This window comes from Alcanivorax sp. HI0044 (assembly GCF_001634945.1).
The window spans coordinates 1-13,287 of record NZ_LWEZ01000180.1; the positions used below are offsets into that span (position 1 = coordinate 1).

Sequence of the window (13,287 nt, forward strand, 5' to 3'; positions counted from 1 at the left end):
GAACCAGTTAACAATTATCCGGGGGGACAGCACTGTATGAGGGGGGTGGTAAACGGAAATGCCTGCAGCCGATAAAAACCAACTTATCCATCTGTCGCGGGTAGAAAACGGCCGGTCCAGGTCCAGTACCGAACAGCTCGGACCGGACGACACCCAGGCAGACATACTGGATGATCTGGTCACCAGCCTTTACAGCTGTGTTGAGCACAAGGACGGCTTCGACCTCTTTCTGCGCAACATCCGCGACACCTTTGACCTGGCCAGCTGTTGCCTGGCCGTGATACAGAAAGAGCCGCAACTGAAAGGGCTGTATGGCTGGGCCGTGGGCTATCCGCCCGGTGTGGTCCCGCTGATGCTCAAGACCGGCCTGGTGTTCAAGGACAAGGCCATCGCCCGGGCACTGGAAACCGGCCCCAACGCTCTGTTCAGCTACGCCGATGGGGACCCGGAGAGCGATTTCCTGGCAGACATGCCCGCCTTCTCCCGCACCTGGATACGCGCCGCCGGGATTATCGACAGCGCCACCATCGCCTTTACCAACAAGTACCAGCAGCACGTGGTACTGGTATTCAATCGCCAAAAAGGCAGCCGGGTGTTCAGCAAGCCGGAAATGGCACTGCTCTCGCGACTGAAAAAACACGCCGAAATTGCCCTCGATTTGTACGAGCGCCTGCACCGCTCGGAGCAGAGCTTCAAGGACCTGCAAAGCAGCATCGCCGTATTGAAACAGCCCGTTGCCGTGTTTTCGCCAGTCTCGCTCCTGGTCAGTGCCAGCCCGGCCTTTGTGGAGATAGGCAGACGCTACAAGGCATTCACGATCGATCAGGATAGCCGGGAGATCGCCTTCAGGGATCAACAGTTCGGCAAGGATTTCTACACCCAGCTGATGCTATTCATTACCGGCAAGACCGGCGCCCTGGACGACAGCGACACCCTTTACCTGCAAACCGACGCCCTGCCCCTGCGGGTCTCCATCACCCCGGTACACAACCGACAAAGCAACAACAGCAATGTTCTGGTGGAAATCTTCGATCCCAATGTCTGCCGCACCCCCAGCATTGCCGAGATCCGCAAGGTCATCAGCGCTACCGAGGCAGAGGCCCGCGTCTGCCTCTGCCTGCTCAAGGGAACCAACACCGCCGAAGCGGCCGAACAACTGGAATTGGCCATCAGCACCATTCGCACCAACATCAAATCATTGCTGCAAAAGAACAACTTCCGCCGACAGGTAGACCTGATCACGCACCTGATGCGGATTTGTTCTTAAGCTTTCCGGTGCCCATAAAAAAGGCGGCCATTGGGCCGCCTTTTGTATTTTGCGTGGCTTATTCCCACTCAATCGTCGCCGGTGGCTTGGACGAGATATCGTAGGTCACCCGGCTGATGCCCGGAATTTCGTTGATGATGCGGCTGGAGACCAGTTCCAGGAATTCATAGGGCAGATGCGCCCAGCGGGCCGTCATGAAGTCGATGGTTTCCACCGCACGCAGAGCCACCACATATTCGTAGCGACGGGCATCGCCTACCACGCCCACTGACTTGACCGGCAGGAACACGGCAAACGCCTGGCTGGTCTTGTGGTACAGACCAGCGGCGCGCAGCTCTTCGATGAAGATATGGTCTGCCAGGCGCAAGGTATCGGCATACTCCTTCTTCACTTCGCCGAGGATACGCACACCCAGACCCGGCCCCGGGAAGGGATGGCGGTAGACCATGTCGTAGGGCAGCCCCAGCTCCAGGCCGATCTTGCGCACTTCATCCTTGAACAGTTCGCGCAGGGGCTCCACCAGCTTGAGTTTCATATCTTCCGGCAGGCCACCCACGTTGTGGTGACTCTTGATCACATGGGCCTTGCCGGTCTTGCTGGCGGCGGATTCGATCACATCCGGGTAGATGGTGCCCTGGGCCAGCCAGTTGGCATTCTCCAGTTTGCCCGCTTCTTCGTCGAAAATATCAATAAAGGTATTGCCGATGATCTTGCGCTTCTTCTCCGGATCCGCCTCGCCGGCCAGCTTGCCGAGGAAGTTGTCTTCCGCGTCCACGCGAATCACTTTCACGCCCATGCTGTCGGCGAACATTTCCATGACCTGGTCACCTTCCTGGTGACGCAGCAGGCCGTTGTCCACGAACACGCAGGTGAGCTGGTCACCGATGGCCTTGTGCAGCAGCGCCGCCACCACGGAGGAATCCACCCCGCCGGACAGGCCCAGGATGACTTCGTCGGTACCTACCTGCTCGCGGATGGTGTCGATGGCATCGCTGATGATGTTGCTCGGGGTCCACAGGGCTTCGCAGTCACACAGCTCGCGCACGAAGCGCTCCAGCAGGCGGCCGCCCTGCAAGGTATGGGTCACTTCCGGATGGAACTGGATACCATAGAAGCGCTTTTCGTCGTTGGCCATGCCGGCGATGGGGCAGCTGCCGGTGGTAGCGGTCGCCACGAAACCCGCCGGCATCTCGCCGACACGATCACCATGACTCATCCATACGTCGAGAAATTCCTTACCCTGCTCTTCATGGTCGACGATGCCGTCCAGCAGCGCATTGGCTTCAGCCTTTTCCACGCGGGCGTAACCGAACTCGTGTTTCTCACCGGCGATGACCTTGCCGCCCAACTGCTCGGCCATGGTCTGCATGCCGTAACAGATACCCAGCACCGGAATGCCTGCGTCAAACACGGCCTGCGGAGCGCGGGGCGTCTCTGCTGCAGTCACCGACTCCGGCCCACCGGAAAGAATAATGCCTTTGGGTGCAAACTCGCTGAGCTCTTCAGCGGTCATGTCGAAGGCACGAATTTCGCAGTACACACCGATTTCCCGCACGCGGCGAGCAATCAGCTGAGTGTATTGGGAACCGAAGTCCAGAATCAGGATGCGCTGGGCATGGATGTCTTGCATGGGGTTCTATCCCGCGGTGGTTGCCGACGGCTGGCGCCGGACCTTGTTGGTTACGGGTCTGACGCCGGATGCCTGACGTCGGACGCTTTAAAAGCAAAACGGCCGGAGATGTCTCCGACCGGCTCTGGCGTCAGACGTCCGACCTCGGACATCCGACCCCCTTCAAGTCACAACAGACCCCGAATTACCCCACCGGGTAGTTCGGCGCTTCCTTGGTAATCGTCACATCGTGCACGTGGGACTCTTTCATCCCGGCATTCGTTACCTTCACGAACTCCGGCTTGGTGCGCATCTCTTCGATGGTGGCGCAGCCGGTGTAGCCCATGGAAGCACGCAGGCCACCCATCAGCTGGTGCACGATAGCGCTCATCGGCCCTTTGTAAGGCACACGCCCTTCGATGCCTTCCGGTACCAGTTTCTCGATGCCGGCAGCAGCATCCTGGAAGTAACGGTCGGAGGAACCGGTGGAGCCAGACATGGCACCCAGCGAGCCCATGCCACGGTAAGCCTTGTAGTAGCCCCCCTGGAACAACTCGACCTCACCCGGCGCTTCTTCAGTGCCGGCCAGCAGGGAACCGATCATGATGGCGCTGGCGCCAGCGGCAACGGCTTTGGAAATATCACCGGAGAAGCGGATACCGCCGTCGGCGATCAAGGGCACGCCGGTGCCTTGCAGCGCCGCGGCCACATCAGAAATAGCCGTAATCTGCGGCACACCAATACCGGCCACGATACGGGTAGTACAGATAGAGCCAGGGCCGATACCCACTTTCACCGCATCGGCGCCAGCAGCCACCAGATCTTTGGCTGCAGCGGCCGTGGCGATATTGCCGCCGATCACTTGCACCTCGGGGAAATGCTTCTTCACCCAGGCAACACGGTCGATCACACCCTGGGAATGGCCGTGTGCAGTATCCACCACGATCACATCCACCCCGGCTTCCACCAACGCAGCAACGCGCTCGTCGGTGCCGGCCCCGGTGCCCACTGCCGCACCCACACGGAGGCGCCCCTGGGAGTCCTTGCAGGCATTAGGGTATTTGGCCGCTTTTTCGATATCTTTCACGGTGATCATGCCGCGCAGATCGCCGGCAGCGTTCACCACAATGACTTTCTCGATGCGATGCTTGTGCAGCAGTGCCTGAACTTCATCAGCACCAACACCTTCCTGCACTGTCACCAGCCGGTCCTTGCCGGTCATGATGTCTTTCACACACTGGTCGTAGTTGGTGATGAAACGGGTGTCACGGCTGGTGACAATGCCAACCACCTTGTCACCTTCTCCGTTTTTCTCAACCACCGGAACGCCGGAAATGTTGTTCGCATCAGTGATGCGGATCAATTCGGCAACTGTGGTATCAGGGCTGACGGTAATCGGGTCTTTGACCACACCGGATTCGTATTTCTTGACCATGCGTACATTACGCGCCTGGTCTTCGATATCCATGCTTTTATGGAGGATACCGACACCCCCTTCCTGCGCCATGGTAATGGCCAGGCGATGCTCGGTAACCGTATCCATGGCTGCGGATACCAGGGGAATGTTAAGAGCGATGTCCCGGGTCAATTTGGATTTCAGGGACACGTCCTTGGGCAGCACATTGGAATGGGCAGGCACAAGCAAAACGTCATCAAACGTTAATGCTTCTTGGGCAATTCTGAGCATATTGCACCGTAGGAAGTGAGGGGGGAGCCTGGCGGATGCCACCGGGCGGAGCGGCAGCACCCAGAATGAGACAGGCACCCCGTTAAATTAAGCGGGCGATTATACGACATTACCGGCTAACCACACAATCACCGCTGGCAGGGTTCAAAAAAACGGGCTACCCTCCCGCGATGACCATTTCATCCCGCGCCGAACCGCTGTCCATCAGCCAGTTGAACCTGGATGCCCAGGGCCTGCTGGAAAGCTCTTTCCCCCTGATCTGGCTACAGGGCGAACTGTCCAACTTTTCCCGTCCGGCCTCCGGCCACTGGTACTTCAGCCTGAAAGACACGCGTGCCCAGATTAATGGGGCCATGTTTCGAAATCGCAACAGGTTGCTGGATTTCTCACCCCAAAACGGCCAGCAGGTACTGGTGCGCGCCAAAATCACCCTGTATGTGCCCCGCGGCAATTTCCAGATTGTGGTCGAACACATGGAGCCCGCCGGCCAGGGCGCCCTCAAGGCCCAGTTCGACGCGCTCAAAGCCCAACTTCAGAGCGAGGGACTGTTCGCCCAGGACCGCAAACAGGCACTGCCTGCCTGGCCCAACCAGATTGGGGTAATCACCTCCCCCAGTGGCGCTGCCATTCGCGATATTCTCCAGGTACTGCAACGGCGCTGCCCGTCCATTCCCGTGGTGATTTATCCGGCAGCGGTGCAGGGTGCCGATGCGCCGGCACAGCTGCGCCAGGCGCTGGAACTGGCGGTGACACGCAACGAATGCGACGTGCTGATTATTGGTCGGGGCGGCGGGTCTCTGGAAGATTTGTGGGCCTTCAACGACGAAGCCCTGACCCGGGCGGTCGCCGAGTGCCCCATTCCCATTGTCTCTGCCGTGGGCCATGAGGTGGACACCGGGCTGACCGATTTTGCCGCCGATCTGCGCGCTCCGACCCCTTCCGCCGCCGCGGAACTGGTGAGCCCTGACCTGTCGGTGGTCAGCCAGCGTCTTGCCGGCCTGCACCGGCGGTTGCGATGGGTCATGGCGCAACAACTCCGCACCCCGCAGGAGCGCCTGCGCCATCTGAGCCAGCGGCTTCGCTCCCCTCGCCAGCACCTTGAGCAAAGCAGCCAGCGACTGGATGAATTGCACAATCGCCTGCAACGACAGATGCAGCACCGCCTCACTCTACTCCATGGCCGCCTGCAGCCCAGCCAGCAACGCCTGGCGCGGCTATCACCAGAGCGGCTTCTGCTGGACCGCCAGCAACAGCTGGCAGCCCTGAACAAGCGATTGCCACAACCCATACAGCGGCAGATTCAACAACAGCAAGTGCAGCTGGCCGGGCTGAGTAAGCGCCTGCAAACAGCCAGCCCGCTGGAAACCCTGGCGCGGGGATACAGCATTACCTTCAAGGGAGAGGATGCGGTGCGCTCTGTAAGCCAATTACAGGCTGGTGACACCCTGACCACCCGACTGGTCGACGGCGAAGTTACTGCCCGGGTGGAACACGTCCAGGAGTCAGATACGGACTGAGCACCCGCGCCAACTGTTGACGGCGGAACGGCTTGGCCAGGTGGGAGTTCATACCTACCGCCAGGCAACGTTCGCGTTCCTCATGCATGGCATTGGCGGTCAACGCCACCACCGGCATGGGCGCCCGGCCCTGTTCCCGCTCCCACTGTCGCAATTGCCGGGTGGCCTCCAGGCCATCCATTATCGGCATCTGCACGTCCATGAGAATGCAATCAAAGTCTCGCTGGCGCGCTTTTCCCAGCGCCTCCTCGCCATTACTTGCCGTCACCACGGTGACGCCCATCTGCTCCAGAATACGCCGCGCCACCATGGCATTGACCACATTGTCTTCCACCAGCAGCACCAGCCCATGCAGGACATGTTGCTCCGGTTCAATCGGGCTGGCCGGCCCCGCCGGCCCACTGTCCGCCGGCTGCTCACGGCACAACAGGCGCAACGACAGCGTAAAGACACTGCCCTCGTCCTCCCGGCTACCTACTGACAGGGTGCCACCGAGCATTTCACTGAGTTTGCGCGCAATCGCCAGCCCCAGCCCGGTGCCACCAAAACGGCGCGAGGTGGAGGAATCAATCTGTGAGAACGCCTTAAACAGGCTTGAACGTTTGGACTCTGGAATACCAATACCGGTATCGGCCACGGCAACACTCAGGTCCAGCCAGTCTCCCCGAACCGGCAGCACCGATACGGTGACAGTGACGCCCCCTTCCTGGGTAAACTTCACCGCATTGGAAATCAGATTACTGAGCACCTGGCGCAACCGGGTCGGGTCACTCCTCGCCACCCTGCCTGCCAGCACTTCGTCGCCCTCAAGGCGCAGATACAGCCCTTTGCTTTCCGCCACATAACGAAAAGTGGCGACACAGTTCTGCAGCAGGGGGCGCAATTCGAAGAATGACGGGTCCAGGTCCATGCGCCCGGCTTCGATACGCGAAAAATCGAGGATATCGTTAATCACATCCAGCAGATGACCGGTGGATTCCAGCGCCGCTTCGGTGTATTCGTGCTGCTCCTCGTTCTGGGCCGTTTCTTCCAGTAATTGCAGCATCCCCAGCACACCATTCATGGGGGTGCGCAGCTCGTGGCTCATCATGGCCAGGAAATCGCTTTTGGCCTGGCTGGCGGTTTCCGCCTGACGATGGGCTTGCTGCAATTCTGTCATGGCCACCTGCTGCGTGTGCCGGGCGCCTTCCAGCGCGCCGGCCAGCTCGTTGATATTGTCCTGCAGTTCGCCCAACTCACCCTGCAAACGGCTGTTGCCCCGCACAGAGTATTCCCCCTGGCGCAGGGTCCGCAGCAGACCCGACAGGTAACCCAGTGGTGCGGCAATCTGGCGCGCCAGATAGTGGGCAATCCAGAGCCCCAGGATCATGGCGAAGAAGGCAGGAATCATGCTGGCCAGCAAAATTTCCTTTTGCCGTGCCAACAATCGGGCACTCGACATGCCAAGCACCACCTCACCAATGCGGTCCGGTCTGTCATCGCGCTCCACCGGGCCTTCCAGCATGCCTTCTGGTGCCACCGCCTGACGATAAATGCCGGAATGAAATTCGATGATCTCGTTGTTGCTTTCCTCGCGGTCTCGCCCCTCATACAGCAGCACCTGACCATCACCATCGCGAAACACCACGTACTGCAGATCCGCCCGCTGCATGGCCAGCTGAGCCTGGCGGCGCAAGTCCGTGTAATTGCCCGCCAATACGCCGTATTCCGATGCCGAAGCAATCTGCTGAGCCAAAAAACTGCCCAGTTCATGCAGGTCCCGATCCGCGTCCTCAAAGCGCTGCCACGTTAATGCCACCAACAACAGGCCCAGCATGAACAGTGCAGGAACCAGCCCCAGAACTTGCAATTGCTTGCGAATCCCCGGGCCTTTGCGCGGTACATCGGCACGCGTCATGGCGCCTCCCCGGCTTTTTGCAGGGCATCCTGAAGTGCCCCACTATCCCGATAATGCATGTCAAAACTGCTGGCAACGTGCTCATTGACCACCACCGACGGGCGAGACACAAAGGCAGAGGCACCCCACTCTCCCGTGTCAGCAAAAACACGCAGCCGCTGAACCGCTTCGCTGACCAGATCGCTACCGCTGGCATAGTACGATGCCACGCTGCCCGCATTCACAAATGTCAGATCCGGGCCAAACACTGGCCGGCGTTGGCGGTAGCTAGTCAACAACACCAGCTTGGCGGCATCTGGCCCGAGCAGAGCGTCGTCCACCGGAAGCACAATGGCGTCGAGATGATTGAGATTCTCACGCAGGGTGTCACCCAGGTCCCGGGCATTTTTGACCGGCAACAACTCCAGCTTGAGCGGCCCGCGAAAACCACGCACCAGCTCGGCAGGCCAAACGCTGTCCGCCCCCAGTACCACGCCAACCCGGCGGGCCAGAGGCATCATGGTCCGCACCAACTGCAACTGATTCGCCAGGCTGACCCCCGCCCAGATCGCCGCACACCGGTACCCCTCTTGCACGGCCTTTTCACTCAAGGCACGGCTGACATGGACCCCCAACAACGGTTTTCCCTGGGCCATGGCACGGGTAAAGGCGGCATCGCCGAGGGCAACCAGTACATCCGCCACCTCGGGCTCATCGACGACACGCAGGTTCGCCGGCAGATCCTGCGCCAGCGAAAGCACAAACACATCCTTGAAGGGGCTGGGCTCAGCCAGTACGTGTACGGTTTGCGCCGGCGAGGACAACGCACCGCCAGCCGTTGCCAGCAACAAAAGAAGAACCAGTGCGCGTCCATGCCTGCTTTGCATCCGGCTATATCCTCACCGTCACACCCAGCCACATTCGATCTTGCTGGTAGTGATTCTCTGCAAAAACCACCGGGGCCTTATTGAGCCCATGCTGAACAACTGCCCGCCATTCCAGCTCCGTGGGGCCGGCACGGTGGCGAAAGCGGAGCTGCACGTCCGCACGCTCAAAAACGTTATCGTTATAATCATTGGACAGATAATACGCGGATGAAAACGCCCATTGGCGGCTGAACTGCCACGACCACAGGGCACTGCCAGAATCCCGGGCAGCCAGACGCCGCTCGGTCTTCACGTTAGTGTCGGTGTGAATGTGGGCGCCGGTAACACGGAATAAATGCGATACACTCGGGCGCCAGGAGAGCTGGGCTTCTGTGCCCTGATGGTTGACCCACCCTTCGTTGCTCGGTTCAAATTCAAACGGATTGAGTGCCGTGCTCAGCAGGTTCGTCAGGCTTTCCTGAAAATAGCGCACATCCAGTTCTATCGCAGAAAACTGCCCGTAATAGCCAACCTCCCAGGAACGGATGCGCTCCGGCTCAAAAGTGCCAGGGCTTTGCTGGGTCACAAAAAAGTACGCTGGCGCCCAGCCCAGCAACGCCTGGGTATTATCCGCAAACGGCGGTGACAGGGTTTGCGCCTGAATATTGATATTGGCGCGCTCTTCATAGATATCCGGTGTGCGCAGCGCTTCGGAATACACATAACGCAGATGGTGGCCCGGGAGCAGCCGCCAGTTAACGCCGGCGCGGGGGCTGAAATGATCACCGCTGATCTGGTCTCGCTCCCAATAGCCGCCCAGGTTCACCGTTACCGGATCAAGGACATCCAGCGCCAGATTGCCAAAAAAACGGTAGCTGATATTGTCTTGCGTGCCCCCAAGGTAGCTGTCGGACTGTACCCGGTCATGGCGAATTTCTGCCCCACTGACCAGTCGTGCCCAGCGAGTCAGCTGCAGGGTATCCTGAATTTCCAGGTCATAACGCACCTCCTGAATATCCAGCTCACTGCCGGCACAGAAAGGCGCACCGGCACCCTGCAAGGTCAAATAACGGTTAGTGGCATCGGCATCCGCCGGAAAGGCCGCAAAAGTCGCCCCCATGTCGCTGCCATTCTGCAAATACAAATCGCGCAGTTCCTGACTGAAGAACAGGCCGCCCCCGGGCCCGGTCTGGCCGGTCACAGGGTCCAGGTAACAGACATTAAAGTCGGTGATTTCCTGATTGTACTGGCCGTAAGTATGGACCTGCAGCTGATGGGTCCGGCTGAAATTGTGCTGCCATTGCAGCGACACAAATGCCCGCTCGCCTTTCTGCACCGGGTCGCCCTGGTATTCGCCAATATCGGCAACACCGGCTTCCTGCTGGCGCTCCAGGCGGCTGCGGCTACCACCGGCCTGCACCATGAGCGTATTGCGGGCATCTGCGTCCCAGACCCACTCGGTGTTGAGCGTCTCAATGCGCTTGCCATCCGGCAGGCTCTCGCCTTCGAAGGGCTCGTCATAGCCGTTATCTGCCCGTCGCGACACGGAAGCACGCAGCGCCCCGTTTTCCAGCCGGTGAACACCAACCAGATGCGCATCGCGGATACCATTATTGCCGCCCTGTACGGTCACGCCGCTCTTGCTGATATCCCGTGGGTCACGGGTAATAATGTTGATCACGGCAGTGAAAGCGTTGGCACCATACGCGGCAGCCGCCGGACCACGGGTAACCTCAATACGTTCCACATCGCGGATATCCACCGGCATGTCGTTCCAGCTCACCCGGGACAGGCCCGGCTGATACTGACTGCGACCATCAAGCAACACCAGCATGCGCCGCTGATCGCGGGCCTGGGTGGGGTGGTAGGCTACCGAAGGGACATTGCCGTCCACCTTCACCGCAGCCATACCCGGGACCAGTTTCAGGACTTCATACAGCTCGCGGGCACCGCTGGCTTCGATCAGCGTGCGGTCAATCACTGTGACACTGGCTGGGGCCTCGGATTGAGGCTGACTCACGCGGGCAGGGGTAAGAACCATGGCGGGCTGCTGGGCCGGTTCCATCATTGGTTCTATCGCTTGCGCAGACGCGCAAAACACGCCTAAACAACCGGCTATCCCCCAATACCCCCAGCGTTTGATAACGCATCCTCCGTGTTGCCTGCCCCGGCCTCCTTCCTTGCTCAGCGAGGCAGGTTATTTTTTCATTCGCTTGATCATCCGTTTGCGCTTATGCACCTGGCGATCGGTGAGCACATTCTTGCGCCCTTCATACGGATTCGTACCGGACTTGAATTCCAGCCGGATCGGCGTGCCTTCCAGTTTCAGCAGTTCGCGGAAACGGTTTTCCAGAAACTTCTTGTAGCTGGCAGGCAGGGCTTCCGTGCGGTTGCCATGCAGCACCAGCGTCGGCGGATTGTTACCGCCCAGGTGAGCATAACGCAATTTTGCGCGAAAGCGCCCATTGCGCGGTGGCGGATGACCGTTGGTGATTTCTTCCATCATCCGGGTCAGTTCGTTGGTGCCGATCTTGATAAAGGCGCTGTCCCAGGCCTGCTCCACCATGCCCCAGAGGTCCCCCACCCCGGTGCCATGCAGTGCAGAAATAAACTTGATCTTCACCCAGGGGGCGAACTCCAGCCGTCGCCCCAGATTCACCCGCACCCGCTCTTTATGGTCCGCTTCCAAACCATCCCACTTGTTCACCGCGATCATCAGAGCTCGACCGCTGTCCAGGGCATAGCCCAACAGGTGCAGGTCCTGGTCGGTAATGCCTTCGCGGGCATCGATGACCACCACGACCACCTGGGCCGCTTCCATGGCCTGCAACGCCTTGATCACGGAAAACTTCTCGACCATTTCGTAGACTTTACCGCGCCGCCGGACCCCGGCGGTGTCGATCAGGGTATAGGCGCGCCCCATGCGCTCGAATGGCACTTCAATGGAGTCCCGTGTGGTCCCGGCATGGTCGAACACCACCACCCGTTCTTCTCCGAGCATGCGGTTGATCAGGGTGGACTTGCCCACATTGGGACGCCCCAGCACGGCCACACGAATGCTGTCTTCGCCGGGCTTCTTGGAGGTGCGATGTTCGCCTTCCGGCAGCAACTCCAGATCCGTAAACCCTTCCAGAATATGCTCGATCATGCTGGTCACACCGCGACCATGGGCCGCCGCGATCGGCAGCACCTCGGTGAGGCCCAGCGAAAAGAACTCGGACATGGCCGAATCCGCATCCACCCCATCGGTCTTGTTAACGATCAGGTAGGTGGGTTTGGGCAGCTTGCGCAACTCGCTGGCAATCTGTTCATCGGCGGCGGTCAGGCCGGCACGGCCGTCCACCATAAACAACACCACATCGGCTTCGCCCACGGCCTGCAGGGATTGACTGGTCATCGGCACGTCGATGCCGTCATCGTTCTCGCCGATACCGCCGGTATCCACCACCGTGTACAAATAGCCGCCCAGCTGGCCATCCCCGTATTTACGGTCACGGGTAAGCCCCGGGAAATCGGCCACCAGGGCATCCCGGGTACGGGTCAGTCGGTTGAAGAGTGTGGATTTGCCCACATTGGGCCGCCCCACCAGGGCGATTACCGGCTTCATAGTCATCTCAACGAGGTTTCAACGGCGCTATGGTAACGCCAAAGGGGGATTCAAACGAAAAAATCTGCGCGGGGCGCAGATTTTTCAGGTATCGAGAAACCGGACCGGTTATTTGGGGCGCACCGTGTAGGCCGCCAGTTTGCCGTCGTAACTCAACACATAAAGGGTGTCTTCATAGCTGACCGGGGTACCCGCAAAGCCGTCACCGTCGTGCTTCTTACGGGCCACCAGGGTGCCGTCATCCGCATCCATCCAGTGCAGGTAGCCTTCAAAATCACCCACCACCATCAGGTCGCCCTGCACGGCAGTGCCGGTCAGTCGGCGGCCGTACAGCTTGTCCTGTTGCCAGAGCACGCTACCGGTGCGCTGGTCCACGGACCGCACCACACCAACATCATCCGCCACAAACAAGCGACCACCGCTGGCACTAATCACCTGGGCACTGGACATTTCCTTGCCCCAGTACTGACGGCCATTAATCTGGTCCGCCACGCCCAGCTTGCCCTGGAAAGCCACGGCGAAAACCCCGCCACCTTCCACAATCATGTTGCCATCGATATCGGTGAGGCGATCCAGCTCGGAGCGGCCGGTGGGTTCTGCAATACGCTGCTCCCAGGCGGGCACGCCGGTCTCAGCGTCCAGGGCCGCCAGCTTGGCATTGGCAAAACCGGCATAAACACGACCATCCGCAATGGCAGGCTGGGCCAGGCCACGCAGGGTCAGGGTGGGCACCGGGGTTTCATAATCCCACACCTGATCCCCCGTAGTGGCGTCCAGCGCCGTTATATGGCCATCCTGGGTCTGAAAGACGACGATGGTGCCGTTGCTGTTGGGGATCGCCAGCGCTTCACCGGAAAG

Annotated in this window: 9 protein-coding genes; 2 read left to right on the forward strand and 7 right to left on the reverse strand. The window is 59.8% G+C overall.

Going from position 1 to position 13,287, the window contains the following annotated elements; translation table 11 throughout:
• Positions 1-58 precede the first annotated feature (58 nt).
• The gene (locus A3730_RS02130; protein WP_063519712.1) at positions 59-1,267 is read left to right on the forward strand and encodes a hypothetical protein; all 1,209 of its coding nucleotides are present in this window, start codon (positions 59-61) and stop codon (positions 1,265-1,267) included.
• 58 nt (positions 1,268-1,325) lie between these two features.
• Here A3730_RS02130 and guaA read toward each other — a convergent pair whose 3' ends face one another.
• Complete coding sequence (guaA, locus tag A3730_RS02135; protein WP_063519711.1) at positions 1,326-2,897, reverse strand: glutamine-hydrolyzing GMP synthase; 1,572 nt, start codon at positions 2,895-2,897, stop codon at positions 1,326-1,328.
• A gap of 184 nt (positions 2,898-3,081) precedes the next feature.
• Positions 3,082-4,563 (reverse strand): IMP dehydrogenase, encoded by a 1,482-nt coding sequence (gene guaB / locus A3730_RS02140; protein WP_063519710.1) that lies wholly within the window; start codon positions 4,561-4,563, stop codon positions 3,082-3,084.
• A 170-nt stretch (positions 4,564-4,733) separates the two neighbouring features.
• Here guaB and xseA point away from each other — a divergent pair, with 170 nt between their 5' ends.
• On the forward strand, positions 4,734-6,080 hold the full coding sequence (gene xseA / locus A3730_RS02145) for an exodeoxyribonuclease VII large subunit (protein WP_063537385.1): 1,347 nt from the start codon (positions 4,734-4,736) through the stop codon (positions 6,078-6,080).
• Here the strand turns inward: xseA and A3730_RS02150 are convergent.
• From A3730_RS02150 to bamB, 5 genes are all read right to left on the reverse strand, one after another.
• Positions 6,037-7,977 carry an ATP-binding protein gene (locus tag A3730_RS02150; RefSeq protein WP_063537387.1) on the reverse strand — a complete coding sequence of 647 codons (1,941 nt, stop codon included), beginning with the start codon at positions 7,975-7,977 and terminating at the stop codon, positions 6,037-6,039. The two genes, xseA and A3730_RS02150, sit on opposite strands and share 44 nt — an antisense overlap.
• Complete coding sequence (locus A3730_RS02155) at positions 7,974-8,843, reverse strand: hypothetical protein (protein ID WP_063519482.1); 870 nt, start codon at positions 8,841-8,843, stop codon at positions 7,974-7,976. Before A3730_RS02155 ends, A3730_RS02150 begins: the two co-directional genes overlap by 4 nt.
• A gap of 4 nt (positions 8,844-8,847) precedes the next feature.
• Entirely contained in the window at positions 8,848-10,890 is a 2,043-nt protein-coding gene (locus A3730_RS02160) for a TonB-dependent siderophore receptor (RefSeq protein ID WP_063519483.1), read from the reverse strand.
• A 129-nt stretch (positions 10,891-11,019) separates the two neighbouring features.
• On the reverse strand, positions 11,020-12,429 hold the full coding sequence (gene der / locus A3730_RS02165) for a ribosome biogenesis GTPase Der (RefSeq protein WP_063519484.1): 1,410 nt from the start codon (positions 12,427-12,429) through the stop codon (positions 11,020-11,022).
• 108 nt (positions 12,430-12,537) lie between these two features.
• Positions 12,538-13,287 (reverse strand): outer membrane protein assembly factor BamB (gene bamB, locus A3730_RS02170; protein WP_063537389.1); only part of this gene is annotated, 750 nt, incomplete at its 5' end.

What these genes read in the sequence shown, in the direction of transcription:
- A3730_RS02130 (WP_063519712.1), top strand. Translation starts at nt 59, where the DNA reads ATGCCTGCAGCCGATAAAAACCAACTTATCCATCTGTCGCGGGTAGAA.
- guaA (WP_063519711.1), bottom strand. Translation starts at nt 2,897, where the DNA reads ATGCAAGACATCCATGCCCAGCGCATCCTGATTCTGGACTTCGGTTCC.
- guaB (WP_063519710.1), bottom strand. Translation starts at nt 4,563, where the DNA reads ATGCTCAGAATTGCCCAAGAAGCATTAACGTTTGATGACGTTTTGCTT.
- xseA (WP_063537385.1), top strand. Translation starts at nt 4,734, where the DNA reads ATGACCATTTCATCCCGCGCCGAACCGCTGTCCATCAGCCAGTTGAAC.
- A3730_RS02150 (WP_063537387.1), bottom strand. Translation starts at nt 7,977, where the DNA reads ATGACGCGTGCCGATGTACCGCGCAAAGGCCCGGGGATTCGCAAGCAA.
- A3730_RS02155 (WP_063519482.1), bottom strand. Translation starts at nt 8,843, where the DNA reads ATGCAAAGCAGGCATGGACGCGCACTGGTTCTTCTTTTGTTGCTGGCA.
- A3730_RS02160 (WP_063519483.1), bottom strand. Translation starts at nt 10,890, where the DNA reads ATGATGGAACCGGCCCAGCAGCCCGCCATGGTTCTTACCCCTGCCCGC.
- der (WP_063519484.1), bottom strand. Translation starts at nt 12,429, where the DNA reads ATGAAGCCGGTAATCGCCCTGGTGGGGCGGCCCAATGTGGGCAAATCC.